Source organism: Sphaerotilus mobilis, assembly GCF_004216565.1.
Lineage (GTDB): Bacteria > Pseudomonadota > Gammaproteobacteria > Burkholderiales > Burkholderiaceae_C > Sphaerotilus > Sphaerotilus mobilis.
In genome coordinates, this window is the sequence record NZ_SGWV01000009.1 from 546,673 (window position 1) to 573,165 (window position 26,493).

Here is a 26,493-nt window from a genome sequence, read left to right on the forward strand (position 1 = left end):
GCCTGCCGTCAAGGAACCCGAGCGAACGACAATCGCGGCGCTGCGGCGTCCGCTGCGGCATGACGACGCATCTCGGGAGGACGTCACGATGCGGTGGCTGAAGCTGGTCAGGGGCGATGCAAGCGACGACTTTCCGCTGGTGCGCTGGTTTTCGCTCGTCAGCCTGCTGGCGGTCACGCTGGTCAGCGTCACGATGGCGCTGGTGCTGGCGCGCTTCCTGGAGACCCGCCTGCTCGACCATGACGCCGAGCTGAGCCGGGATTTCGTCCAGAACATCGTCGAGACGCAGAACGTCGGCAACGAGTTCCTGGCGGGTGGCGACTCGGTGCGCAGCGCCGGCTTCGCCGAGTTCTTCCAGCACGTCGCGACGATGAACGACGTGCTGCGCTCGAACGTCTACGGCCTGGACCGGCGGGTGCTGTGGTCCAGCGACCCGGCCCTGATCGGGCGCTACTTCGACCGCAACGACGAGCTGGAAGACGCGCTCAAGGGCGAGCTGGTCTGGGAACGTGGCGAGGTCACACACGACAGCTCGCTGAGCAAGGGCGAACACGTCCGGCTGGGCGGCGCCCGCGCCATCTTTGTCGAGAACTACCTGCCGGTCTTCCTGGGCCAGGGCGAGCAGCGCCGCCAGGTCGGCGTGGTCGAGCTCTACCGCGTGCCGACCCACCTCAACGAGACGCTGCAGATGGGCACCGCGCTGGTGTGGATCTGCTCGCTGCTGGGCGGCAGCGTGCTCTACCTGTCGACGCTGGGCCTGGTGCGCAAGGCCAGCGCGCTGATGCATGAGCAGCGCCGCCGGCTGGTCGAGGCCGATGCGCTGGCGCTGGTCGGCGAGATCGCGGCGGCGACCGCGCACAGCATCCGCAACCCGCTGGCCTCGATCCGCTCGACCGCCGAGCTGCAGCGCGAGATCGGCGCCATGCCGCCCGAGATGTGCAACGAGACCATCGTGCACGTCGACCGCATCGAGCGCCTGGTGCGCACGCTGCTGACCTACACCCGCGACCCGGCCGAGGTGCTCGGCGAGGCCGATCCGGGCGAGATCCTGCGCGGCGCTGCCGAACACTACCGGCCCGCCTTCGACGGACAGAACAAGCACCTGGTGCTGGACTGGGCCGGCCCGCTGCCGACCGTGCGCGGCGACGTCGTGCTGCTGCAGCAGGTGCTCAACTCGCTGCTGTCCAACGCGCTGGAGGCCAGTGGCCCGCAGGCCACCGTCACGGTGCGTGCCGGCACGGTCGGCGAGATGGTCAGCATCCAGGTCCAGGACCATGGCAGTGGCATGCCCGCCGAGACGCTGGCCAATGCCTTCAAGCCCTTCTACACCACCAAGCCGCGCGGCCTGGGCATGGGTCTGGCGCTGGTCAAGCGCGTGCTCGACCGGCTCGGCGGCTCGGTGAAGATCGACAGCCGCCCGGGGGCCGGAACGACCGTGACCCTGCTGCTGCCAATGGCGCGCGCGGCCGTTGATCCTTCCACTGCGGCCTGAACCCGCAGATCCGCCAGATGTCGCGCGGACACCGATAATTTTTTGCCCGCCACCCAGGGAAGCCCATGGCAAGAGCCATCCTGATCATCGAAGACGAAACCACCCTCGCGCGCAACCTCGCGATGTACCTGGAGCGCATGGGTGACGAGGTCCGCATCGCCGGACGGGCCGAGGACGGCCTGACGCTGCTGGAGACCTGGCGGCCCGACATCGTCATCCTCGACCACAACCTGCCGGGCATGACCGGCCTGGAGGCGCTCTCGCGCATCCGCGCGGTCGACACCGATGCCCGCATCATCATGGTCACCGGCTACGGCAGCACCGAGCTGGCGGTCGAAGCGATGAAGGCGGGCGCGGCCGACTTCATGACCAAGCCGCTGGTGCTCAGCGAGCTCAAGATCGTGCTCGATCGCCTGAGCGTGCAGGGCAAGCTGGCCAGCACGGTCGACTACTACGCCCAGCGCGACGCGCAGGACAGCGGTCTGGACAAGATCGTCGGCGAGTCCGAGCCGGTGCGCCAGTTGCGCCACACCATCGCGACGCTGCTCGACTCCGAGTCGCGCCTGTCCGACCGCGACCCGCCGGCCGTGCTGATCGTCGGCGAGACCGGCACCGGCAAGGAGCTGGTGGCCCGCGCGCTGCACTTCGGCGGCCCGCGCCGCACGGAGCCCTTCGTCGAGATCAACTGCGGCGCCATGCCGGCCCAGCTGATCGAAGCCGAGCTGTTCGGCTACGAGAAGGGTGCCTTCACCGATGCCCGCACCCGCAAGGCCGGTCTGGTCGAGACGGCCGAGAACGGCACCGTCTTCCTCGACGAGATCGGCGAGGCCGAGCTGAGCACGCAGGTCAAGCTGCTCAAGCTGCTGGAGGAAAAGCGCATGCGCCGCCTGGGCGGTCTGCGCGAGCTGCAGGTGCACGCCCGCGTCATCAGCGCGACCAACCGCCCGCTCGAACAGATGGTGCGCGACGGCACCTTCCGCGCCGACCTGTTCTTCCGCCTGCGCATCGTCGAGATCCGCGTGCCGCCGCTGCGCGAGCGTGGCGGTGACATCACGGTGCTGGCCGAGCACTTCCTGCAACTGCACGGCCAGCGCTACCGCAAGCCCGGTCTGGTGCTGGGCCCGGACGCCCGCCAGGCGCTGCTGCAATACAGCTGGCCCGGCAACATCCGCGAGCTGCGCAACGTGATGGAGCAGGCCGTGCTGGTGCTCGAAGGCACCGAGGTCGGCGTGCGCCACCTGCGCCTGAGCGGCCTGGCCACGCAGATGCACGACATCCCCATCAACGACGACGACCTGCACCTCGAACGCATGGAACGCCGGCTGATCCAGCGCGCGCTGGAGAAGACCAAGCAGAACGTCAGCGCGGCGGCGCGGCTGCTGGGGGTCTCGCGCGACACCTTGCGCTATCGCCTCGAACGCCTCGACATGCGATCCGACGACAAGACCTGAGGTCTTGCCCGCTCGCCCGTCGGGCAAGCCGGGCGGCCGGCGCATCACAGCGATGCGCCGTTCTCACCGCCCGCTGCGCCCGTGACCGATAGCATCGTGGCCTGTCTGCACAAGGGATGACCGCCATGCTCCAGCTCTACATCGGCAACAAAAACTACTCGTCCTGGTCCATGCGCCCGTGGGTGCTGATGAAGGCCGCCGGGATCGCCTTCGACGAGGTCAAGGTCCGCTTCGACAGCTTTGAGCCCGACTCGACCTTCAAGCGCACGATGGGCGACCTCGTGCCCACCGGCAAGGTGCCGGCGCTGGTGATCGACGATCAGCCCGGGCGTGCGCCTCAGGTGGTCTGGGACACCCTGGCGATCGCCGAGACGCTGGCCGAGCGCTTCCCCGATCACGCCCTGTGGCCGACCGACCCGCGCCGCCGGGCCTTGGCCCGCAGCCTGTGCGCGGAGATGCACAGCGGCTTCACGGCGCTGCGCAGCCACTGCCCGATGAACATCGAGGCCCAACTGCCCGAGATCGGCGCCCGTGTCATGGCCGAACAGCCCGGCGTGCGTGCCGACCTGGCCCGCATCGAGGCGATGTGGACCGGCTGCCTGTCGGGCCACGGCGGCCCCTGGCTGATGGGCGACCGGCTCGGCATCGTCGACGCCTACTACGCCCCGGTGGCGATGCGCCTGCGTGGCTACGCGTTGCCGGTGCATGCGGCGGTGGCCGACTACATCGAGCGCCTGAGCGCCAGCCCCGGTGTGGCCGCCTGGATCGCCGATGCCCTGGCCGAACACGACTTCCTCGATTTCGAGGAGCCGTACCGCAGCGCGAGGTGACGCCCTTGTCCGACCCCGCCCTGCCGCCTGGCGCCCGCGTCCACCTCGTCGGCGGCGCGGTGCGCGACCGGCTGATGGGCGTGCCCGAGGGCGACCGCGACTGGGTTGTCGTGGGTTGCACGCCCGAACAGATGACGGCCGCCGGCTTCCGACCGGTCGGGCTGGATTTCCCGGTCTTCCTGCACCCGCACACGCAGGACGAATACGCGCTGGCCCGCACCGAGCGCAAGTCCGGCCACGGCTACCACGGCTTCACCTTCCACACCGGCGCGGACGTCACGCTCGAACAGGACCTGGCGCGGCGCGACTTGACCGTCAACGCGATGGCGCTGGACGCCGATGGCCAGACCGTCATCGACCCCTGGGGTGGCCGCGCCGACCTGGCCGCGCGCGTGCTGCGCCACGTCGGCCCGGCCTTCGCCGAAGACCCGGTGCGCATCCTGCGGCTGGCCCGCTTCGCCGCCCGCTGGCCCGACTTCACGGTCGCGCCCGAGACGATGGCGCTGTGCCGCGCCATGACCGCTGCCGGCGAGGTCGACGCGCTGGTCGCCGAGCGGGTCTGGCAGGAACTGGCGCGCGGCCTGATGGCGGCGCGGCCGTCGCGCCTGCTGCAGGTGCTGCGCGAGGCCGGCGCGCTGGCGCGCCTGCTGCCCGAGGTCGACCGCCTCTACGGCGTGCCGCAACGGGCCGACTACCACCCCGAGGTCGACACCGGCGTGCATGTCGAGATGGTGCTGGACCAGGCCGCCCGCCTGGGTCTGCCGCTGGCCGCCCGCTACGCCGCCTTGACCCATGACCTGGGCAAGGGCACCACGCCGGCCGACATCCTGCCGCGCCACATCGGCCATGAACAACGCAGCGCCGCGCTGCTCAAGCCCCTGTGCGAGCGCCTGCGCGTGCCGGTCGACTGCCGCGAGCTTGCCGATCTGGTCGCACGCGAGCACGGCAACGTGCACGCCAGCGCCAGCTTCGACGCCGCCGCCCTGGTCCGCCTGATGGACCGCTGCGACGCCTGGCGGCGCCCCGAACGCTTCGACCTGATGCTGCAGGCCTGCGAGGCCGATGCCCGCGGCCGTCTGGGTCTGGAAGACCGCGACTACCCCCAGGCCCCACGCCTGCGTGCGGCGCTGGCAGCGGCCCAGTCGATCGACCACCAGGCCGTCATCGCTCAGGCTCGCGCCGAGGGTCTGACCGGCCCGGCGCTCGGCCACGCGCTGCATGGCGCGCGCATCCGGGTGGTGGCCGGGCTGGCCGAGGCGTGAGTGTGGCTTCCGTGCACTTGTGCATTTCGGGCGGCATGAAACCTTGAATGAGGCGGGTACCGCCCCCCGGGCTGCAGGACGACCCGTCATCGCCTGGCCTGAAGGGCAATCCCAGAATGACTTCGCGCGAGCCACTGGGGTTTCGCCGAGTCATCCATCAAGGGAATCCGACATGACACACACACGCACGGCCCTGGCCGTGGCCATGCTGGCCGTGGCCAGCACCGGGGCATCGGCCCAGGCCATCGTCAACGGCGACTTCGACGCCCGTCAGGCCGATCAGGCCACGGCCCGCTACATGACCACCGACCTCGGTGGCGGCTGGACCACGGTCTTCGGCAACGTCGACCTGGTCGGCCACGGCGGCGACGACGGCAACTCGGCCGAGCTGAAGGCGCTGATGGGTTCGACCGCCACCAGCGGCCTGGCGGTGGACCTGAACGGCAACACGCCGGCCATGATCACCCAGGTCCTCAACACCATCGCCGGCCAGCAGTACAGCCTGTCGTTCTCGTATGCGGCCAACCCGGGCACTGACAGCAACGCGACGGCCGGTTTCGCGTTCCAGTTGTCGCCGGTCAAGGGCGGCACCTTGGGTGCGTCGCTGATCGGCCAGGGCGCCTCGTGGCAGACCTATGCCACCACCTTCGTGGCCACCGGCGCGACGGCGCTGTCCTTCATCTCGACCGCCTACGGCACGCCGACGTTTGGCGCCATGGTCGACAACGTCTCGGTTTCCGCCGTTCCGGAACCCAGCGAGTACGCCATGATGATGCTGGGCCTGGGCGTCATCGGCGCTGCGGCTCGTCGCCGCCAGCGCAAGTCGGCCTGATCGGCGGCGGGGCCAAGGTCCGACGGGACCGCTGGCCCCGCCCGATGCACGGCGCGGGGTTTGCGCCTCAGATCAAGCGACCGACCACCCACGCGATCACCATCAGCAGCACCGTCGAGCCAAACGGGAAGGTCCATTCCCGTCCACGCACCTTGAACTGCAGGTCGCCCGGCAGGCGGCCCAGGCCGATCTTGCGCAGCCAGCCCTGCAGGCTGTTGAAGATGATGAAAGCGGCAATCAGGGTGATGAGCCAGCGCATCGTGGGCCGTCCTCAGAGGGTGTGGCTGCGGTCGCCAGCGACGAAGCCGAGCGGGTCGAGCGGGAAGCCGGCGCTGGCCACCGCCAGGACCTTGAACAGTTCGCCCATCTCATGCTCGGTGATCAGCTTCTGTGCCGCCGCGCGTTCGCGCAGGTCGGCGTCGGCCAGATCGCCGACCAGTCCGCAGTTGATCAGGAAGCGGGCCTGGCTGGTGTAGCCGAGCACGTCCATGCCGGCGTCCTGCGCCGCCAGCGCGATGGCGCTGAAGTCGACGTGGGCGCTGATGTCCTTGTCGCCGGGCGCTTCCAGCGGATCGGCGTCGACCCGGTGGGCGCGGTGGCAGACGAGGGTGCCGGCATGGCGTTGCGGGTGATAGAACTCGTGCGCCGGAAAGCCGTAGTCGATCAGGAAGGCCGCGCCACAGCGCAGCGACGCCGCCAGCGTGCGCATCCAGGCCTCGGCCTGACGCGGCAGTTCGATGACGGTGCCGGGCGGCCAGGGCACGTCGTCGACCGGTGGGCGCAGATCGGTGGGCCGGTCGGCCCAGGTCAGCACGGGGGTGCCAGACGCCGCCGAACCCGGCACAAGCGCAACGCCGCGTTCGAACCAGCCGTGGCCGTCGGCATGCAACAGCACCACCGGGATCGCGTCGAGCAATTCGTTGGCGACGACGACACCGTCGAAGACCGCTGGCAGCTGCGCCACCCAGCGGACCTTGTGGGCCTGCGTCGGCACATGCTCGGTGAGCGTCAGGCGCTGGCGCTCGCGCAGGGCGCTTGAGAGGTCGACGATGGTGTAGCGCTTGACCGGCACGCCCTCGTCGGCCAGACCGGCCAGCAGCTGGGCGGCCAGTGCGCCCGAGCCGGCACCAAATTCCCAGACCTCGTGCGGTGTGCCAGCCGGCAGGGCGCGCAAGGCCTGCGCCACCTGACGGGCCAGTGCGCGGCCGTAGAGGCGGCTCAGTTCGGGGGAGGTGATGAAGTCGCTGCCGCTGTCGGGCAGGGCACCGAACTGGCGGTCGCCACGGCTGTAGTAGCCCAGGCCGGGGCTGTAGAGGGCCAGCGCCATGTAGCGCTCGAAGCCGATCCAGCCGCCCGCGTCCTCGATCGCGCTGGCGATGCGCTGCAGCAGCGCGGCCGAGTCGGGCGAGGCCGGCAGACCCGCCAATCCCGTCGCCGGTCTCGGTTGGGGGGTGCTGGCTACACTGACGGGCTCGGTGCGGAAGGGGGCGTTCGGGGGGTCTCGCGGGCTCACCGGGCGATTGTAGGAAGCGGGTCCGAGCCGGCTGCTGCCACCTTCTTTCGTGACCCTTTGGTGCCTCTTTTGCGCCGGCCTTCTCCCCCGTCCCCCAGCCCTTCACACCCCGCCGATCGCCGCCATGTCGACGTCCGCCCTGCCCTCCGATGCCCGCCGTCCGCTGACCCTGGTGACCGGCGCCGCTCGCCGCGTCGGCCGGGTCATCGCCCTGACGCTGGCGCGTGCCGGCCATGACATCGCGCTGCACCACCGCAGCGCCGCCGGTCGTTCGCGCGACGAGGCCGAGGCGACCGCCGCCGAGCTGCGCGCCCACGGTGCCCGTGTCACGCTGCATGCCGCTGACCTGGCCGACGAGTCGGCCTGCCGCGCGCTGGTGCCGCAGGTGCTCGCCGCCCAAGGCCGGCCGCTGGACGCGGTCGTCAACAACGCCTCGACCTTCGAATACGACGCACCCGACACCTTCAGCCTCGCCAGCCTGGAGCGCCACCTGCGCGCCAACACCGCGCCGGCCATCCTGCTGGCACAGGCGCTGCACGGGCAACTGGTGGCACGTCGTGCGGCCGGCGAGGTCCATGCGCAGGGCTGCGTCGTCAACCTGCTGGACCAGAAGCTGGCCAATCTCAACCCCGACTACTTCTCCTACACCTTGTCCAAGGCCGCCTTGCAGGCCGCCACGCAGATGCAGGCGCTGGCGCTGGCGCCGCTGGTGCGTGTGGTGGGCGTCTCGCCGGGTGTCACGCTGGTGTCCGGCCCGATGAGCGAGGCCCAGTTCGAGGCCGCCCACCGCCTGACGCCGCTGGGCCGCTCGTCCACGCCCGAGGACATCGCCCGCGCCGTGCGCTATGCCATCGAGTCGCCGGCCGTCACCGGCTCGACCTTGCTGGTCGACGGCGGCCAGCACCTACTGGGCCAGCCGCGCGACGTGCTCTTCCTGGTGCAGCAAGGTGGCGACCCCGCCGCCGCACCGACCTGAAAGCCCCCGAACCATGATCAGCCAACTCGCCCATCCGTCCTTGATGGACTGCCGCCGCCTCTTCCTGTCCGACTACGAGGTGCTCATCAACATCGGCGTGCACGACTTCGAGAAACGCGGCGAGCAGCGTGTGCTGATCAACGTCGACCTCTACGTGCCGCTGGGCGACAGCACACCCCAGCACGATGAACTGGACGAGGTGGTCGACTACGACTTCATGCGCCGCAGCATCGCCGGGCGGGTCGCGCAGGGTCACATCCACCTGCAGGAAACGCTGGTCGACGATGTGGTGACGCTGATGCTGGCCCACCCCAAGGTGCGCGCGGTGCGTGTGTCGACCCAGAAGCCCGATGTCTACCCCGACTGCCGCGCCGTCGGCGTCGAGGTGTTCCGCATGAAGACGCCGACGCCATGAACACGAGCACCGACACCCCGCTGGCCGACCAGAGGGCGGCCGACAAGAAGGCCGCCTTCGAGATCAACAAGCTCAGCAAGCGCCTGCACCGCCAGGTCGGCCAGGCGATCACCGACTTCAACATGATCGAGGACGGCGACCGGGTGATGGTCTGCCTCTCGGGTGGCAAGGACAGCTACGGCCTGCTCGACGTCCTGCTGGGCCTGCAGCAGCGCGCGCCGATCCGGTTCAGCATCGTCGCGGTCAACCTGGACCAGAAGCAGCCCGGCTTCCCGGCCGACATCCTGCCGGCCTACCTGAAGAGCCGGGGCGTCGAGTTCCACATCGAGAACCAGGACACCTACTCGATCGTCAAGCGCCTGATCCCCGAGGGCCAGACCATGTGCAGCCTGTGCTCGCGGCTGAGGCGCGGCATCCTGTACCGCGTCGCAGGCGAGCTGGGCGCGACCAAGATCGCACTGGGACATCACCGCGACGACTTCCTCGGCACGGTCTTTCTCAACATGTTCTTCGGCGGCAAGCTCAAGGGCATGCCGCCCAAGCTGGTCAGCGACGACGGCCGCAACACGGTCATCCGCCCGCTCGCCTATGTGGCCGAAACCGACCTCGAAAGCTGGGCCGAGCACCGCCAGTTCCCGATCATTCCGTGCTCGCTGTGCGGCAATCAGGAAAACCTGCAGCGTGTGCAGATGAAGAAGATGCTGCGCGAGTGGGACCGCAACTTCCCCGGCCGCATCGACAACCTGCACCGGGCCTTCTCGCAGCTGGTGCCTTCGCACCTGATGGACCGGAAGCTCTTTCCCTTCGAGACGATCCGACCCACGGGCGTCCCTGACGCGGCCGGCGACAAGGCCTTTGACGAGGACGATGGCGAGGATGATGGCGACGGCGAGGGCTGCGCCAAGCCGCCGGCCGCCGCTGCGGTCCCCGCTGTTGCCACCATCGCGATGCCGGTGCCACGCGCCCGGCGCGACGAGCCCGCCTGAACCTGGAGTCCGCCATGGCCACCGCCCCGACCCGCCGCCGTTTTCTGGCCCTGAGCGCCGCGCTGGGTGCGGCCGGGCTGGTCACGCTGTCGGGCTGTGCCGCCCTCAGCGCCATCCAGGTCACGGTGCGCACCTTTGGCGCCTGGCCGGACGGGCGAGCCCCCGGGCGCTACGCCTTCGACCGCCTGCCGTCGCAGGAAGCCGATCTGGCGACCCGCGGTGCATTGGAGTCCGCTGCCTCGGCGGCGCTGGAGCGGGTCGGCTTCACGGCCGCGCCAGACGCCGACAGCGCCGACGTGCTGGTGCAGTTCGGCGCCCGCCAGGCCCGCCTGATCGAGGCCCCGCCACGGGTGAGCTTCGGCATCGGCATCGGCATGCCGGTTGGCCGCCACGGCGGCGTCGGCTTCGGCCTGAACAGCTACCCCTGGTATGCCGACCGGGTGCGCGAACTGCGCGAGATGGGCCTGCTGCTGATCGACCGGCCGAGCCGCAAGGTGCTGGTCGAGATCCAGGCCCGCCACGAGAGCCGCTTTGGCGGCGGTGACGACGTGCTGCAGGCGCTGTTCGATGCCGCGCTGGACGGCTTCCCCAACCTGCCGGCCGGCGAACGCAGCGTCACGGTCGCGTTGCCGGGGCGCTGAGCCCCAACGCGGCGCCGGCCGCCTGCGCCGGCAGCTGATGGCTGCGCAGGTCGTCGGCCCAGCCCAGCAGGGTCCGGGCGGCTTGTTCACGCTGGGCCGCGCTGGTGCGTGACTGCAGCGCGGCAGCGAACTCGCACTGGTTGTCCAGCACCCGATCGCGCTGGGCCCGCGACACCTCCGAGGACGGCTCCACCACCCGGCGCATCCAGGCCCGGACCTTGTCCTGGCGCTGCGCCGGGCTCAGGTTCTGGCCACCCTGGCCGGCCAAGGCGCTCAGCTCGCCGAGCAGCACCAGCGTGTCGCGCTGGTCGGCCTCGCGCTCGTCCAGCCAGCGCTGGGCGTCCCAGGGCGAGCGGCGCATCCAGTCGGCGATCCAGTCGCGCTGGCTGCGGTCCAGCCGGCCGTAGAGGCGTTCGGCCCGTTCGACCACCCGCTCGACCGAGGCCTCGGCGCGGCGCTTGGCGTCGCCGTCGATCATCTCCTCGCGCCAGTCGGCGTTGACCCGCTCGAAGCGCTCGCGCACCTGGACGATCTGTGCCGGCGTCAGCGTGGCGGCGACCTCCGCCATCGGCACCGCCAGGCGCTGCAGGTATCGGTCGCGGCGCTCCTCCAGGCGGTGCCACCAGGCGCAGGCCTGGGCGGGCGCGATGTCGCCGCGGACCTCGGTGGCGGCCTGCTCCATCAGCATCACCAGATCGGCCATGGGTTCGCGCCGGTGCCAGTCGAACCACTGGTCGATGGCAGCTCGCACGCGCGGCGCCTGGGCACTGTCGAAGCCGACATGGCGGTCCAGCCACCAGTAGGTCAGCCAGTTGCCCTGGCCATAGGCCAGCCGCAGGGCGCTGCAGCCGCTGACCAGCAACGTCAGCGCCATGACCGCGACGAGGGTCACGCGGCGCCCCTTTGCGTGACCCCGCCATCCCCCGGTTGGGCGCCGGAGCGTCCTGATAATGCGAGATTCGCGGATCGCACCGCAGCAACTGGAAGGACGCATGAGGCTCGAAGTCGTGATCATGGCTGCCGGCAAAGGCACACGGATGAAGTCGGCGCGCCCGAAGGTGCTGCACCCGCTGGCGGGGCGACCCTTATTGCAGCATGTCCTGGCGATGGGTGCCGGGCTGGGTGCAGATCGCCTCATCACCATTACCGGTCACGGCGCCGAGCAGGTCGAGACGGCCATGCGCGCCGCCCTGCCCGAAGCCCCGCTGGCCTTTGTGCGACAGGAGCCGCAGCTCGGCACCGGCCACGCCGTCCAGCAGGCCGTGCCCGAGCTGGCCGACCACGGCACCACCTTGATCCTCAACGGCGACGTGCCGCTGGTGCGGGCCGAGACCGCCCGCGCGCTGGTCGCCGCCTGCGCTGGCGAGCGGCTGGCCTTGCTGACCGTCGAGCTGGCCGACCCGAGCGGCTACGGCCGCATCGTGCGCGACGTTGATCACCGCGAGCGCGTGCTCGCCATCGTCGAACACAAGGACGCCAGCCCCGCGCAACGCGCCATCAGCGAGGGCTACACCGGCATGATGGCCGTGCCCACCGCGCACCTGAAGCGCTGGCTGGCCGCGCTGCGCAACGACAACGCGCAAGGTGAGTACTACCTCACCGACATCGTCGCCATGGCCGCCGCCGACGGCGTGCCGGTGGTCGCGGCGCTCGCCACCAGTGAGACCGAGGTGCTGGGCGTCAACAGCCCCCTGCAGCTGTCCGAACTCGAACGCCGCTTCCAGCGCCAGCAGGCCGAGGCCCTGATGGAAGCCGGCGTGCGCCTGATGGACCCGGCCCGCTTCGACCTGCGCGGCACGCTCAAGGCCGGCCGCGACGTCGCCATCGACGTCAACTGCGTCTTCGAAGGCAGCGTCGAACTGGGCGACGAGGTCCAGATCGGCGCCAACTGCGTCATCCGCAACGCCCGCATCGCCGCCGGTGCCGTCATCCACCCCTTCACCCACATGGATGGCGAGGCGGCTGGCGTCGAGGTCGGCGCGGGTTCGCTGATCGGGCCCTTCGCGCGGCTGCGTCCGGGCGCCAAGCTGGGCCGCGAGGTCCACATCGGCAACTTCGTCGAGGTCAAGAACAGCACGCTGGCCGATGGTGCCAAGGCCAACCACCTGGCCTACCTGGGCGACGCCACCGTGGGCGAGCGCGTCAACTACGGCGCCGGCAGCATCACCGCCAACTACGACGGCGCCAACAAGCACCGCACCACCATCGAGGCCGACGTGCATGTGGGCAGCAACTGCGTGCTGGTCGCGCCAGTGACGCTGGGTGCGGGCGCGACGATCGGCGGTGGCTCGACCATCACCAAGAACGTCGACGCCGGTGCGCTGGCCATTGGTCGGGGCAAGCAGGTCGCGCTGGCGGGCTGGAAGCGCCCGGCCAAGCAGAAGAAGGCTTGAGCCGGATCGTGCAGCTGGCCGACACCGCCATGACCCTGGGCATCGATCCCGTCTCCCGCGTCAACCGCGCCACGCCCGCCGAGGCAGCCCGGTCGCGCGGCCAGACCGGCGAACGGCCGCCGGCCGATCCGGCGCAGCGCCGGGCGGCGGCCCGCCCGCATCCGTCCGAGCCAGTTGCCGAGGTCGACAGCGTCGACACCGGCATCCTGTCCCGGCTGGGCACGGCGCACGACCACGACGCGCTGCTGCCCTTCCCGATCGCCTTGCTGATGCCGACCCACTACGCCCGCCTGGGCGTGGCCGAAGGCGCCAGCACGGCCGAGATCGAGGCCGCCTGGCGGCGTCTGCGTCCGCCCGGCAGCGACGCGGCCAGCCACACCGCCCAGCGCAGCCTGACCTTGCAGGCCCTGCCCTGGCCGCAAGGCGCGGCGCTGGAGTCTCCGGCGGTGCGCGCCCGCCAGCGTGAGCTGGCCCATGCCGTGCTGGCCGATCCGGTGCGGCGGCAGGTCTATGACCGCTGGCTGGCCGAACACCGCAGCGCCATCACCCAGGCGCCGACCACCTCCGGCTGGACGGGCTGGCTGCACAGCGGCGGCGTGCACAAGCGCCTGGCGATCGTCGTCGGCGTGGTCGCCGTGGCGGCGCTGGCCTGGTTCATCGTCTGATGCGGCCCGGGGCCGAGGCCCCCGCCGGCCTCAGCCGCGCGGCGCCGGCAGACTGACCGCCAGCCCGGCCTTGGCCCGGTGCACGCTGAAGAAGCAGCGCACATTGCGCACGTTGGCGTCGCTGTTGAACAGGCGCTGCGCCAGCGCCTGATAGGCCGCCATGTCGGCCACCTGAACGATCAGCACGAAGTCCGGCCCGCCGCTGGTGCGGTAGCACTGCTGCACGCCGGCATCGGCGGCCGCGCGGGCCTCGAAGGCGACGATGCGCTCGGCGCCTTGCGCATCCAGCGTGATCTCCACGACGGCGCTCAGGCCATGGCCCAGCGCCTCGGGCGACAGCACCGCGACGGTCCGCTCGATCACGCCGGCTTCCTGCAGGCGACGTTGCCGGCGCAGCGCCGTGGCCGGCGAGACATGGACGGCCTCGGCCAGCGCCTGGTTGGAGCGCGACGCGTCGCGCTGCAGCTCGTCGAGCAGGCGCAGGTCGATGGCGTCCAGTGGCAGCGGGCCGTCGGTCGTGGCCGATGTCACGGCCGGGGCGGAATTCTGTGCAGGGCTAGGGCTCACGTTGCAATCAACGATCAAGGATTCGCACATCGTCGCCCATTTCTTTCATGGACACAATGTGGTGACGAATCATTGCGCTGAGTCGTGAATTCTGACGATTCATTTCTCGTGGCGATCGCTAGGATCGCGCCACCACTGCCGTACCTCAGGGTTTTCGGCAGTCCCTCTGCAACCTGAACAAGGACTTCCCCCCATGTGCGGCATCGTCGGCGCGGTCAGTCAACGCAACATCGTCCCCATCCTGATCCAGGGCCTGCAGCGGCTCGAATACCGGGGCTACGACTCCTGCGGCGTGGCCGTGCACCAGGGCGGTGAACTGCGCCGCGCCCGCAGCACCTCGCGCGTGGCCGAGCTCAACGAGATGGTTGCGGTCGACGGCGTCGAGGGGCTGGTCGGCATCGCCCACACCCGCTGGGCCACCCACGGCGTGCCGGCGGTGCACAACGCCCACCCGCACTTCAGCCACGGCACCGGCCACGAGGCCAAGTCGGCCAAGGCCGGCCGCATCGCGCTGGTCCACAACGGCATCATCGAAAACCACGATGAGCTGCGCGCCGACCTCAAGGCCCGCGGCTATGCGTTCACCAGCCAGACCGACACCGAGGTCATCGCTCACCTGGTCGATTCGCTCTATGACGGTGACCTGTTCGACGCGGTCGAACGCGCCATTGCCCACCTCAAGGGTGCCTACGCCATCGCCGTGTTCTGCCGCGACGAGCCGCTGCGCGTGATCGGCGCGCGCGAAGGCTCGCCGCTGGTGCTGGGCGTGGGCGTGGGCGAGAACTTCCTGGCCTCCGACGCCATGGCGCTGGCCGGCGTGACCGACCAGATCGTCTACCTCGAAGAAGGCGACGTCGTCGACCTGCAGCAGGGCAAGTACTGGATCACCGCCAAGGGCGAAGACGGCGCCGCCCGCAGCCGCGTCGAGCGCCCCGTCAAGACGGTGCACGCCCACAGCGGCGCGGCCGAGCTGGGCCCCTACCGTCACTACATGCAAAAGGAGATCTTCGAGCAGCCGCGCGCCATCGGCGACACGCTCGAAGGCATCGAGGGCATCACGCCCGAGCTGTTCGGCGACGGTGCGGCGGAGGTCTTCGCCAACGTCGACAAGGTCCTGATCCTGGCCTGCGGCACCAGCTCCTACAGCGGCATGACGGCCAAGTACTGGCTGGAGAGCATCGCCAAGATCCCCGCCCAGGTCGAGATCGCCAGCGAATACCGCTACCGCGACAGCGTGCCCGACCCGCGCACCCTGATCGTCACCATCACCCAGAGCGGCGAGACCGCCGACACCCTGGCCGCCCTGAAGCACGCCCGCAGCCTGGGCATGACCAACACGCTGACGGTCTGCAACGTCAGCACCAGCGCGATGGTGCGCGAGTGCAAGCTCGCCTACATCACCCGCGCCGGCGCCGAGATCGGTGTGGCCTCGACCAAGGCCTTCACGACCCAGCTGGCTGGCCTGTTCCTGCTGACGCTGACGCTGGCCAAGACCCGCGGCCACCTCAGTGCCGAGCAGGAAGCCGATCACCTCAAGGCCATGCGCCACCTGCCCGTCGCGCTGCAGGCCGTGCTGGCGCTGGAGCCGCAGGTCATCGCCTGGGCCGAGGACTTCGCCAGCAAGGAAAACGCCCTCTTCCTGGGCCGCGGCCTGCACTACCCGATCGCGCTGGAAGGGGCGCTGAAGCTCAAGGAGATCAGCTACATCCACGCCGAGGCCTACCCCGCCGGCGAACTCAAGCACGGCCCGCTCGCCCTGGTCACCAGCGCCATGCCGGTGGTCACGGTGGCGCCCAACGACGCGCTGCTGGAAAAGCTCAAGAGCAACATGCAAGAAGTCCGCGCCCGCGGCGGCCAGCTCTACGTCTTCGCCGACGGCGACACCCGCATCGAGAGCGACAGCGGCGTGCACGTCATCCGCATGCCCGAGCACTACGGCGCCCTGAGCCCCATCCTCCACGTCGTCCCACTGCAACTGCTGGCCTACCACACCGCCTGCGCACGCGGCACGGACGTCGACAAGCCGCGCAATCTGGCGAAGTCGGTGACGGTGGAGTGAGTTTTGAGGCGGGCAATACCAGCCCGCTTCGAACCCGCGACCCTGGCGATCACGTCAGGCTCGGCCCTGATCGGGGTGAGGTGTGCGAGAAAGCCGAGCGTCCAGCCCCGCCAGTCGCCACCGCTCGTCGCGCTCCCGCACCCGCACCCGCACCCGCACCCGCACCCGCTTCGGACAACTGAGGGCAGGTCGATGCTCATCGGCCCTGCCGGATGCCCCATCAATACAACCCGCTCTGCTTGCCGCCGACCGAGCCCTTGAAGCCGGATCAGATCCGGCATATCCGTGAGGCCTCGCGGGTCAGCCATGGGGTGAGTCCAACGGCCAAACATCCGCTGGCACCCCAAGGTTGCGATCAAGCGTTCACTGGGCTTTCGAAGTCCCGCCGAGCACCACCCGTAACCAGTTCAAGTTTTGTCCGCATCTCTGAGGCTCAGATTTGCAACGGCCGGGACAGTACGGCGACGTGTCGACATCCTTGCGGCTTTGATCCCGCTGCCGCGATTTGCCATGCTTTATGCGCCACGACGCAACATGTGACCGATGTCTTCCAGCCATGACTTCATTTCTCCATCAGGGTCGACCTCAGCCAGCATCTGCGAGTCCATGGTAGGCAGGACCACGTCAGCCACCCATGCCTTCACTCGGCTATGTCCCCACTTGGAACCTACCGGGGCAAGCTGATTGAGCTGCGCCGAAAGCACAGCAGGTACGTCAGCATCAGGTCCGAATGGTGCGTCAAGTGCAAGCGGCAACTGCAACGCATTCGCGCATAGGTTAACGGCTTGGTGATGAATGAAGTTCTCCATCTCCCGCCGTGTCGTCGAGACGCCCTTACAAGTAGGCCTTCGATTTACCGCGTCAACCTTCGCTTGATGCTTGGCTGGCTCTGCCGCATTCGCATCCCGATCGTAGAGATGGAACTCGGGGCGATTGAGCATATGAAGCTTTGAGGCCCAAAGAGCCAGGTTGTTTGCTCCGCCTGCTGGAACAAAGACCAACTCGCCAGATATCTCAAGCGCATCCAAGTTCGGCACGGCATGACCATGCGATATGAGGAGCTTGCTGAGATTCTTTAAAAACGAAACGTCGTAAACTCCTTCGACGATCACGAAAACCTTCACTGAGTGATCTGGCAGCACTCCCAAACTCGCTACGATGTCGGCGTTTACCGCGTCGTCACCACCGCACTGAATCGACCGGTGGCCTTTAGCATCCCGAGACAAAAATCGCAGGCTTGAGCTCGGAAGAGCGCGGGCCAAAGTGGGCGTATGTGTCGTCACAATGACCTGGTCGTTCCCGCAGGCCAACTGCTGAAGTGCGCGCATCAGCAACCGCTGGTTATGTGGATGCTGGCTGGTCTCAGGTTCCTCGATCGCATATATGGTCGACTGAGCGCCCTTATCCAAGATTGAACGCTCCACCTTGGCGCGGAAAAAGTTGAGAAGGATGAGGCGCCGGACACCACTACCTCGCTTATTCAGAGGAATCTCGTCGTCTCCGGTGATGCTCGCCTTGATCAACGAAGACCAATTCGGCCTTTCAAACTTCGGGTCCAGTGTGGCTGCGACTCCTGGGTCCATCTCACGGAGCTTGCTTAGAGTGAGGGCCGCCACCTTTTTGACCTCTTGCTCAACGTGGGCCATCACCGCCTGAAGCTGTGCGGCCTGTGCTGCAAGAGCGTCCTTGATTGCGATCTTGAGCGGGTCCTGGGCTTCTATATCCTGATCAGAACTTTGCCGGTCGCTTTTGAACAAGGCAAAAAGAGGCAAAGCGTTCTTCAGGCCATCCCATACCTTCGTCGCATTGCTCTTCTCATCAACTCCGTCGCCGAACAGAACCACGTCACATTCAGTCAGTGCCAGGCTCAGCACCTGATTGCGGATCGCTGTACGCAGCTCGTGCTTGACTGCCATGTTTACTGCCCTAGCCTCGATCCCAACTGCTACCGCCCTTGCCTTTAGTTCGTCAATCTTCAGGACGAGTAGGTCACTGGCGCCAGCAGTCGTCGGATGAACCGCCTTGACTCGGATCGTGGTCAGCTTTGGCTTTTCAATCGAACAGTTGAAGACCTTCGTGATTTCCAACTGACCCTGCGCGTTCAGCAGGAACTCGCCCGCAAGGCTGCTGCTCGCGGTCTCGTCCAAAACTATATTGGCTGGCAAGTCATCAAACACGCAAGTAATGGTGACTGCCCTGGCGTCCCCTCCCTTTGAGGCGTCGTTCTTGTCCAAGGCCTTGTCGTTGAAGAAGACGTCCAAGGCTTCGAGCAATGTCGACTTGCCAGCATCGTTTCGGCCGATCAGCGTCGTGAGGCCATCAAATCTGACAGAGAAAGGGGCCTTGTAGCCCCGAAAGTTTGAAAGAGTTAGTGCGCGCAGCTTCATTTGCTCCTCCCAGAGCGCTTTTGTTGTGGCGACATGCCAAAAGAGCCATAGCTCAAAGTTCAATCGTTGCGTCAAACTTAGGTCGGCGCCAACAAGCATGCCGCCTGTTTTGGACGCCCAGGTGATTGCCCGCCTAGGCTGGTCCCGCCTCCGTGCCTGGCGGCCCAACGTCATCCGGCAGGCTAAGCGACAACACCCCGCGAATCAGGAAGTCCTTCAGCACCTTGTCAGCCCTGATCTTGACCTTGAAGGGCGGCAATGCGGCACCTTCGATACGCTCAAAGTAGGCCTTGGCCGACGCCATGTTCACGGTTGCCCGCAGGTCGTCGAAGCGCCCGTACTCGTTGAGGTTGGCCTCGGTCACATGCGCGTCCAGCAAGGCTGCCAGCTTCGTAGCATCCACGCCCAGCGTCGCAACGACGGCCGCAAAGTCCTTGTTCTTGGCCCTGGCCTTGTAGTCCACCAAGTAGTCGCGGAAGGTCCGACTGGGGTCGATCTGCACATCGCCGCGCTGGATGTCATGCAAGAAGATCTCGGCGAATTTCTGATCCTCCTGAGAGAGCGAGGTGAATGACCGATGCAGTTCGGCCAAGGTTGCATCCCTGGACCCCCCGTCGCCACTCTCCAACTCCTTGAGGTACTTGGCAAAGCGCGAGTTCATGTAGTCCGCGTCGATCTTGCCGGTGTCGATCTCGGTGATGTGGCTGTCGATGTCGAAGGGGATGCTCTCGCCCGCACCGCCACCGCCTGCCCCAAGCTCCTTGTAGCGCTGCAGCAGGGTCAGGTACTGCAGCTTCGAGAGGGCCACCGCAATCGACTGCTTGGGCTCGGTGTCGAACTCGTAGACCAACTTATCCCAGGTGAAGCCCTGAATCTTCGCGGCTTCCAGGATCGCGTTGAACCGGTTGAACTGCTTTGCAAAAGCCGCCCGCGCCGTCAAGTCATCCGGCAGCTTGGCAAAGTCAGCAATACCCGCCGCGCTGAAGATGGCGCTGATCTCGGTGAAGCAATCGTTCAAGCGCTCCAGGTTCCTGGGCAACTGATCGGCAAACAGGCCAATGGGCTTGTCGCCGGAGTACAGCTTCACCGCCGCGTCCACGTTGCGCTTCATCGTGTGCGGCTTGCGGTAGTAGCGGACGGTGCCAAACGGCTTGTCTGGCCCGAAAAGCCGGTTGGTGCGGGAGAACGCCTGGATGATGTTTTCGTACTCCAGCAGCTTGTCGCAATACAGCGTGTTGACCCACTTCGAGTCGAAGCCGGTCAGCATCTGGTTCACGACGATCAGCAGATCCAGCCGCTTTTCGGGCTCGGCCTCGACGCGAAGGTAAGGCGCCTTGTGAGCCAGACGCGCAGCCAGATCCTTCTTGAAGTTCGCGTGGGTGCCCATGTCGAACTTCTGCCCAAAGGTGGCGTTGTAGTCCTTGATGATTTCTTCCAGCCCTTCTGCCTTGAAGGCCGGATCGGTGCTGCCGGTGTCGTCATCGCTGATGTGCGGATCGAACAGCGCGGTGATCTTCAGCGCGGGGCACTGCGCCTTCATGAGGCGGTAGTAGGTGATCGCCTCGGTGATGCTGCTGGTGGCAAAGATGGCGTGGAACTTCCCAGCCTGGCTCAGCACTTCCCAGTTGTCGGCGATGTCCTGCAGCACGGCTTGGTGGTGCTCGTCGCGCTCGTACTGCGCGTTCGGCAGGTAGTCTTCAATGCCGCGTTGGTACTCGCCCGCCGCGTCGCGGTGGCCCGCCATCGGCACTTCTTTCATGTACCGGGTGAAGACTTTCTTCTTCGCGGCGTCTGCCAATGCTTCGGCCACGGTCGCCGCCTTGGCCCGCTCCAGGGCCACCGCCTGCCGCAGGTCGCGGTCTCGGTATGTCAGAACTTGGTAGGGGTCGAACCCCAGTACGTTCTTATCGCGGATGCCGTCGGCGATGCTGTAGCGGTGCAATTCGTCCCCAAAGACATCCGTCGTGGTGTTGTCCTTGCGAACGTTCTCCTTGTGGATGGGCGTGCCGCTGAATCCGAAGAACACCGCCCCCGAGAAGCTCGCTTTGATGTCGACCAGCATGTCGCCAAAGGTGGAGCGGTGGCACTCGTCCACGATGAACACGATGCGCTTACCGCGCATGGTTTCCAGGTCGTGCGTCTTCAAGCCCTCGGCGTCGTCCGTGATCCGGCTCATCTTCTGGATGGACGTGACGATCAGGGTGTCCGCCGGCGCGGTGCTCTTCAGCGTCCTGACAAGCACACCGGTGTTCTCGGTGGCCTGCACCTGGTTGCTGTCACCGGCAAAGTCCCGGTAGGCCTTCAGCGTCTGTGTGCCCAGCTCCACCCGGTCCAGCAAAAACACCACCTTGTCGGCGTCTTTGGAGTTGGCGATGAGCTGGGCCGACTTGAAGCTCGTCATGGTCTTGCCCGAACCCGTGGTGTGCCAGATGTAGCCGCCTAGGCGGTTCGGGTTCTTCCAGTCGGTCTTGGCCACCTTGTCCGAAATGGCGTGTGCGGCGTAGTACTGGTAGCTGCGCATCACCTTCAACACACCGTCGGCCTCGTCGGCCACGGTGTAGAAGCCAATCAGCTGGTGCGCCATCGGGATGGACAGCAGGCTGGAGGTGAAGTTTTTCCAGTCGTTGATGTGCTCGTTGTTGAAGTCGGCCCAGTGGAAGGCGAAGTCCTTGTTGAACTTGCCGTCTGGCCCGGGGTTGGCGAAGTACAGAGCCTCGCTGGGTTCCATGGCCACAAAGATCTGAACCAGCGAGAACAGCCCGGTGAACATGCCTTCGCGCGCGTACTTCTGAATCTGGTTGTAGGCCTGGCTGACCGGCACACCGCTCTTCTTCAGCTCGATGTGGATCACCGGCATGCCATTGATGAGCAGCAGCAGATCACCCCGGCGGTCATGCTGCAGCTCTGAGGCGCGGGCGTAGCGCGGCTGCTGGGCGATCTGGTAGCGGCTTTGCCCAGCGGCAATCTCATGCCGGTCGTAGACCTTCAGGCTCACCTCTTTGCCGAAGTGCAGCGTGTCGGCCGGGTTGTCCCGCGTGATGGCCACCGTCTTGCCGTTGATGAAGCCGTTCAGCTTCAGCGGTGTGCGCAGGGCGACGATCTGCTCCATCACCTGCTGCATCTCGCCGTCGGTCAGCGGCACCTCATTCAGCCGGTCCTTGCCACGGTTGTTTTCAAAGAGGATCTGCTTCCAGTTCGCCAGCAGGTCCGCCTCGCTGGGGCATTTGATGACCTCTAACTCACCCCACCCACGTTGACGGAGCTCATGGATGACTGCGGCTTCGAAGTCCGACTCTTTGGCAAAGATCGTCATAGATGGGGCGTGGCCTCAGGCAAACATGCTTTCCTGGCAGGCCAACTTGACCTGCTGCAGCTTCTTGATCTGGTTGGAGTGCCGAACAATGAGCTCATCTATTGAACGGAAGTAGGCAGCGATCCGCTCTTGCTCGCGCAGCTCGGGAAAGCTTACGGAGACTGATGAAATGTCCGCTCCTCTGACATGAACGACCGTCTTCCCTTGAGCTCTCCTCGCCAAGTCGTATTTGGGCTGTCCATGTGAAAGCGCCAGCGCCAAGAAATACGGATCTAGCCGCTCGCAAGGGCTGATGATGTTCAGATCGCCACCGATGATGATCCCACTTGCAAGAAGCGCGGAAGCCCTGGCGATGTCCTCGGAAGTCTCCCCTGACGCAGGAACGACTACTTCGTTCCCTTTGCTCTTGACCGTTCCCTTTCGGTCCTCAACAAACGTGTCAACCTGGGTGATGGCGGTTTGATAGTCCGTGTAGAGCCTACCGTAGAGCACGATTGGCGTGCCTGACGCCCTGAGATCACCTTTTGAAAACCCTGCCCCTTTCGAAAAGGTGCCGAGAGTCTTCATTTCTTCGCTCGACCATGCGCCCGAAAAGCCGTCAAAGCGAACCTCAGGAATCTTGTTGCCAGGTTTCGGAAACATCTTCTGCATGGTCGCCCGCTTAAGCACCACAAGCTTTTCATGCTTGTACTGATGCAAGGAGATCATTGAGTCGAGGTTCGAGAAGTAAGAGGCGATTTTGTGCTGCTCTGACACAGATGGGGCAGCGAACCGAACGCGAACAAACGAGTCCCAGTACAGTCGTTTTCTGAAGTCTGTGACTCCATAGGACAACCTGTTCATTTGGGCCACGACTTGGGGGCGCCTCAAGCCGCAGTCCATGAATAACGGATAGACGGTGTCGTCCGGGGCTGCTGTCAGATAGGCTGGGCTTACCATTCCCTCAGTCTTTGCAACGCCAAGCGCGCCCTGCCACGCGCGCATCATGTTCAATACGAGATCCCCTGCTTGAACGCGTTTGTAAAGCGACTTATCTTCGCTGCGGCGCACTTTCTTCCCAAGGGTTTCGTCACTCAGTTCACTATTCGAGATTCCGCTATGAATGGAAACCGACAGGATGGGCAGTGAGTCGTCGCCCCGTTCGTTTCGTTCTTTGTAAATCTGCCCAAGGTTCTTGGGCTCCCATGCCGCATCAAACCCCTTGAAGCGAATCTTCGGCACTCCGCCTGCAGTGTGATCGCTCATCTCAGCCTCCAGACAGCAGAGTCTTCAGTTCCTCGATGCCCTTGAGATCGAAATTGTCGCCATCCAGTTCTCCGAGCATGCCCACCAGCGCTTCCTCGGCTTGCTGGATCTCGCGAGCGTTTTCTGCATAGGTGATCCGGTATTTCTCAACCAAGGCTTGCAGCTTGGTTACGAGGCTGGTCATCATCAGGCCAGGCAAGCAATGCAGCTCGTCCACCAGCGGCGTGAGCCACTTGGCTTCGAGCAGGGCATACACCTGCTCGTCGCTCAGCTTCTCAATGGTGGCCTTGGTCTTCAGGTGAAGCACAGAGGCGTCCTTCTTGATTGCCGCTTTCAGCGACTTCTCTTTGGCCAGCACTTTGGCTGCTTGAATGATCTTGGCTTCGTACGTGTCTGAGCCGAAATCACCCGAGACCTTGGCTTCGGCCGTCAACTCTTTGGCTTCCGCGGCTACGACCTTGGCGACGAACTTATCGCCTGCTTCATTGAAAGTGTCTTTGGCCTTGTCTTCCTCGCTGAAGCCTTCAAGCAGTTCTTCCAGCTGAGCGACCACATCGGCCAGTTCGACCTCCTTCTTCCGAAGGGCGTCCAACTCCTTTTTGTGGTGGGTCAGCTGCACCAGGTCAAAGGGCAGAATGCGGCCTTTCCAGCCGTCCTGCACTTCCACGTCCTTCCCGTCCTTCTTCTTGACGACGAAGTTCGGATCGACCACACGCGTGGCACCAAAGCCCTCGGTCTGAAGGACTTCCAGGTCCACAGAGATGGGCTGCCAGTGGTCATCGAGAACCTGGTAAGCCTGATACTTGTCGATGAGCGGCACCGTGCCGACCTTAGCCAGGCGGGCGAATAGCTCGTCACAGATCCGCGCCTCTTGGCGGGGAACCCGAAGCGTGAGCATCTTGCCGATCAGCTCGCTGTGCAGCCAGGGCTTGAAGCCGTCGAACGCGCGGGTGAAGGCGTCATTGAACTTCTTCACCTCAGGGTGCTGCTGCACTGCCGCAGCCAGGTCATCCGCCTTCGGCTGGGCGTAAGGCGTGCCGTCCAAAGTGAACAAGGCCGCGCGCAGATAGGGGAAGGCTTTCCAGAAGGCGGACAACGCATCCAGTTCACTCAGCGGGATACCTCCGAACATCGAGGCGTACAAGTCCCAGCTCTCGGGCGGCTCGGACGAGTCCACGTACCGCGGAATGTTGAGGTTGTAGTCGTTGGCCTCGCCTTGCAGCTCGGTCTTGGGCACGAGGCGGCTGAAGCCGGGCACAGTGGCGCGGGCGATCACCACATCGGTGATCTTCTTGATGTCGCAAGCGCGGAGCTTGTTGTTCTTGCCCTCTTTGCCGAAGCCCTTGGAGGCGTCCACGAACAGCATATCGCTGCTCTCGCGCTTTTGCCTTAGCACGAGTATGGCGGTCGGGATGCCGGTGCCGAAGAAGATGTTGGACGGCAAGCCGATTATGGTTTCGAGGTGGTCGTTCTCGATCAACTGCTTGCGGATGACGCCTTCCTCACCGCCCCGGAACAGCACGCCGTGCGGCAGGACGATGGCCATGATGCCGTTGGGCTTCAGGTGGTACAGGTCGTGCAGCAGGAAGGCGTAGTCGGCCTTGGACTTTGGGGCCACGCCGAAGCGGGCGTAGCGCGGGTCAGCCTCTTTGTGCAGGGGGTCCCATTTCTGGGAGTACGGCGGGTTCGATACCACCGCATCCAGGTACAGCGGGTTGTAACTGTTAACTGGATCTTGCTCGTCGAAATACGGCCAGTCGTCTTCCAGCGTGTCGGCATTGCGAGTAACGATGTTGCCCGGGAGGATGCCGCGCATGACCAGGTTCATGCGCGTGAGGTTGTAGGTGTTCTCCTTCTGCTCTTGGGCGTAGTACTTGATGCTGTCTTTGTCGCCCATGTGCTTGGCGATGGCTTGGCCAATGTTGAGCAGCAGCGAGCCCGAGCCGCTGGTGGAGTCGTAGATCTGGATGGTCTCGCGGTCTTTCAGATGGTGCGCGATGACCTCAGACATCAGCACGGATACCTCGTGCGGCGTGTAGAACTCACCAGCCTTTTTACCTGCATTGGCGGCAAACATGCCAATGAGGTACTCGTAGATGAAGCCGAGCACGTCGTAGCCCTGCTTGCCATCCATGGGGATGTCTTTGATCAGCTGCAGCAGATCACTGATCGCCTTGGTCTGCTTCGCAGCGGTGTCGCCGAGCTTGCTCAGGCCGGTTTCCAGCGTCTTGAAGATGCCGTCGAACAGTCGCTTGTGGTTGGGGTGGATCAGGCGGCTGAAGGCTGACAGGGCTTCGCGCACGTCGGCGACGTCAAAGTCGCTCGTTTGGTCCAGCCAGGTCGAGAACAGGTGCTTGTGGGCAATGAAGTAGCCCAAGTTGGACTTGAAGTGATTGACCGTTTCCGTGTCGTCCTCGGTCACGGCAGCGAAGTCTTCGGCAGAGAACTCCTCTGCCTCGGCGAAGGCTACTAGCTTGTCAGAGAGGTACTTGTAGAAGATGAAGCCAAGGATGTAGTCCTTGTATTCGTTGGCCTCGATCTTCGAGCGCATCTGGTTGGCGGACTCCCAGATCTTGGATGCGAGCTGCTGTTTGTTCACGGTGGCTGATTCTTGATGTTGGTCGCCGACACGAAGGCGCTACTGCACGTTCAGCGCGGTGCGCCAGTCAGTCGGAGATGTGGAAAGACGAAGACGATGCAGTGCTGCCTGTAGCAAACGTTCAAGGCTGCTCAGGCGCTGAGCGCACATCGCCGGCCGCGGCGGGCACGTCCTCATCCCGGACGTAGGTCGCGATATCGCCGACCCCACAGCGGAAGAACTTGCACAAGGCATCGACGTTCGCGAGCGTGGCGTTGTAGCCCCTGACGTTCACCATCTTCGAGAGCGTGGTGCGGTGAATGCCGGTGGCCTGAGCCACCTCTAGCAGCTCGACACGCCGCCCTCGGCGGAAGGACTCGTCTGCCAACAGTTCGGTCAATCTGAGTCGGATCACGGGACTCTCCTCAGTAGTCAGATGCATTCTAGGATTTGAACGTGTAGCGTTTGTGCTAAGTACGGATCGTTCGCGTCGAATTCAGCAACACTTTTCCAGGCGATTTACATATGCCGTGTACCCGTAACACAAGCTGTGTGACGCAACAGGAAAGGAAACATGACTCCCGCTTTGAAATCGAGCCCTTTGGGCAACTGCGGCGCCTTGTCGCAGCCGGACCTATTCTGGAGAGCGATCAAAGCCGACGTAGCAATCGCTGCCTGGCGAGAGTGCGCCATTGGCATCTTGCCTGGCCCGAACGAGTTGCTAGACGCCTTTTGGCAGGCACGGGAACGGTTCTACAAGCGCAGCTGCTCAACACCAGCATGTCGACGGTCCCGGCCCGTGGGCTTGATGCCGAGGCCTGAACGCCGTGATGCCCGATCGATGACTTGACAGCTATCAAGGCCCCGTCTCCGCCGCACAACACCCGA

21 protein-coding genes are annotated in these 26,493 nt (G+C 65.7%); 12 read left to right on the forward strand and 9 right to left on the reverse strand.

The window, feature by feature from the left end; translation table 11 throughout:
* Positions 1–88: 88 nt before the first annotated feature.
* The 5 genes from EV685_RS11775 to EV685_RS11795 all read left to right on the forward strand — a co-directional run bounded on the left by EV685_RS11775 (position 89) and on the right by EV685_RS11795 (position 5,867).
* Positions 89–1,492, forward strand: coding sequence for a sensor histidine kinase (locus tag EV685_RS11775; protein WP_130482197.1), 1,404 nt, complete (start codon positions 89–91; stop codon positions 1,490–1,492).
* A 65-nt stretch (positions 1,493–1,557) separates the two neighbouring features.
* A complete protein-coding gene (locus EV685_RS11780; RefSeq protein WP_130482198.1) occupies positions 1,558–2,943 on the forward strand; it encodes a sigma-54-dependent transcriptional regulator in 1,386 nt (461 codons plus the stop codon).
* A 125-nt stretch (positions 2,944–3,068) separates the two neighbouring features.
* Positions 3,069–3,773: a glutathione S-transferase family protein gene (locus tag EV685_RS11785; RefSeq protein ID WP_130482199.1), complete on the forward strand. Its 705-nt coding sequence runs from the start codon at positions 3,069–3,071 to the stop codon at positions 3,771–3,773.
* A gap of 5 nt (positions 3,774–3,778) precedes the next feature.
* On the forward strand, positions 3,779–5,035 hold the full coding sequence (locus EV685_RS11790) for a multifunctional CCA addition/repair protein (protein ID WP_275938349.1): 1,257 nt from the start codon (positions 3,779–3,781) through the stop codon (positions 5,033–5,035).
* A 172-nt stretch (positions 5,036–5,207) separates the two neighbouring features.
* Positions 5,208–5,867 (forward strand): DUF642 domain-containing protein, encoded by a 660-nt coding sequence (locus EV685_RS11795; protein WP_165396779.1) that lies wholly within the window; start codon positions 5,208–5,210, stop codon positions 5,865–5,867.
* 67 nt (positions 5,868–5,934) lie between these two features.
* Here the strand turns inward: EV685_RS11795 and EV685_RS11800 are convergent, their stop codons facing one another.
* A complete protein-coding gene (locus EV685_RS11800) occupies positions 5,935–6,126 on the reverse strand; it encodes a DUF2905 domain-containing protein (protein ID WP_130482201.1) in 192 nt (63 codons plus the stop codon).
* Positions 6,127–6,138: 12 nt separating this feature from the next.
* A complete protein-coding gene (locus EV685_RS11805) occupies positions 6,139–7,284 on the reverse strand; it encodes a class I SAM-dependent methyltransferase (RefSeq protein WP_420820828.1) in 1,146 nt (381 codons plus the stop codon).
* 220 nt (positions 7,285–7,504) lie between these two features.
* Between EV685_RS11805 and EV685_RS11810 the strand changes: the two genes are divergently transcribed.
* The 4 genes from EV685_RS11810 to EV685_RS11825 are packed head-to-tail and all read left to right on the forward strand — an operon-like array spanning position 7,505 to position 10,398.
* Complete coding sequence (locus EV685_RS11810; protein WP_130482202.1) at positions 7,505–8,356, forward strand: SDR family oxidoreductase; 852 nt, start codon at positions 7,505–7,507, stop codon at positions 8,354–8,356.
* Positions 8,357–8,369: 13 nt separating this feature from the next.
* Positions 8,370–8,771 (forward strand): dihydroneopterin aldolase, encoded by a 402-nt coding sequence (locus EV685_RS11815; RefSeq protein WP_130482203.1) that lies wholly within the window; start codon positions 8,370–8,372, stop codon positions 8,769–8,771.
* Positions 8,768–9,757 (forward strand): tRNA 2-thiocytidine(32) synthetase TtcA, encoded by a 990-nt coding sequence (gene ttcA, locus EV685_RS11820; RefSeq protein ID WP_130482204.1) that lies wholly within the window; start codon positions 8,768–8,770, stop codon positions 9,755–9,757. The genes EV685_RS11815 and ttcA overlap by 4 nt, the downstream gene beginning before the upstream one ends.
* A gap of 14 nt (positions 9,758–9,771) precedes the next feature.
* Positions 9,772–10,398: a DUF4136 domain-containing protein gene (locus tag EV685_RS11825; protein ID WP_130482205.1), complete on the forward strand. Its 627-nt coding sequence runs from the start codon at positions 9,772–9,774 to the stop codon at positions 10,396–10,398.
* On the opposite strand, the gene EV685_RS11830 is transcribed toward EV685_RS11825, so the two are convergent.
* Complete coding sequence (locus tag EV685_RS11830; RefSeq protein ID WP_130482206.1) at positions 10,373–11,290, reverse strand: DUF6279 family lipoprotein; 918 nt, start codon at positions 11,288–11,290, stop codon at positions 10,373–10,375. The genes EV685_RS11825 and EV685_RS11830 overlap by 26 nt on opposite strands.
* Before the next feature lie 100 nt (positions 11,291–11,390).
* On the opposite strand from EV685_RS11830, the gene glmU reads away from it, so the two are divergent.
* The gene (gene glmU, locus EV685_RS11835) at positions 11,391–12,791 is read left to right on the forward strand and encodes a bifunctional UDP-N-acetylglucosamine diphosphorylase/glucosamine-1-phosphate N-acetyltransferase GlmU (protein WP_130482207.1); all 1,401 of its coding nucleotides are present in this window, start codon (positions 11,391–11,393) and stop codon (positions 12,789–12,791) included.
* The gene (locus EV685_RS11840; protein ID WP_130482208.1) at positions 12,788–13,456 is read left to right on the forward strand and encodes a J domain-containing protein; all 669 of its coding nucleotides are present in this window, start codon (positions 12,788–12,790) and stop codon (positions 13,454–13,456) included. Before glmU ends, EV685_RS11840 begins: the two co-directional genes overlap by 4 nt.
* A gap of 30 nt (positions 13,457–13,486) precedes the next feature.
* Here the strand turns inward: EV685_RS11840 and EV685_RS11845 are convergent, their stop codons facing one another.
* Positions 13,487–13,987, reverse strand: a complete 501-nt coding sequence (locus tag EV685_RS11845; protein ID WP_242615545.1) for an Lrp/AsnC family transcriptional regulator — start codon at positions 13,985–13,987, stop codon at positions 13,487–13,489.
* Between the two features lie 229 nt (positions 13,988–14,216).
* Here EV685_RS11845 and glmS point away from each other — a divergent pair, with 229 nt between their 5' ends.
* Entirely contained in the window at positions 14,217–16,082 is a 1,866-nt protein-coding gene (glmS, locus tag EV685_RS11850) for a glutamine--fructose-6-phosphate transaminase (isomerizing) (protein ID WP_130482210.1), read from the forward strand.
* A gap of 515 nt (positions 16,083–16,597) precedes the next feature.
* Here the strand turns inward: glmS and EV685_RS11855 are convergent.
* The 5 genes from EV685_RS11855 to EV685_RS11875 form a co-directional block, all read right to left on the reverse strand.
* A complete protein-coding gene (locus EV685_RS11855) occupies positions 16,598–18,469 on the reverse strand; it encodes an ATP-binding protein (protein WP_165396780.1) in 1,872 nt (623 codons plus the stop codon).
* Between the two features lie 133 nt (positions 18,470–18,602).
* Positions 18,603–21,782 (reverse strand): type I restriction endonuclease subunit R, encoded by a 3,180-nt coding sequence (locus EV685_RS11860; protein ID WP_130482212.1) that lies wholly within the window; start codon positions 21,780–21,782, stop codon positions 18,603–18,605.
* A 15-nt stretch (positions 21,783–21,797) separates the two neighbouring features.
* Positions 21,798–23,027, reverse strand: a complete 1,230-nt coding sequence (locus EV685_RS11865) for a restriction endonuclease subunit S (protein WP_130482213.1) — start codon at positions 23,025–23,027, stop codon at positions 21,798–21,800.
* A gap of 1 nt (position 23,028) precedes the next feature.
* On the reverse strand, positions 23,029–25,626 hold the full coding sequence (locus EV685_RS11870; protein WP_130482214.1) for a type I restriction-modification system subunit M: 2,598 nt from the start codon (positions 25,624–25,626) through the stop codon (positions 23,029–23,031).
* 121 nt (positions 25,627–25,747) lie between these two features.
* Positions 25,748–26,020, reverse strand: a complete 273-nt coding sequence (locus EV685_RS11875; RefSeq protein ID WP_130482215.1) for a helix-turn-helix domain-containing protein — start codon at positions 26,018–26,020, stop codon at positions 25,748–25,750.
* Between the last annotated feature and the right edge of the window lie 473 nt (positions 26,021–26,493).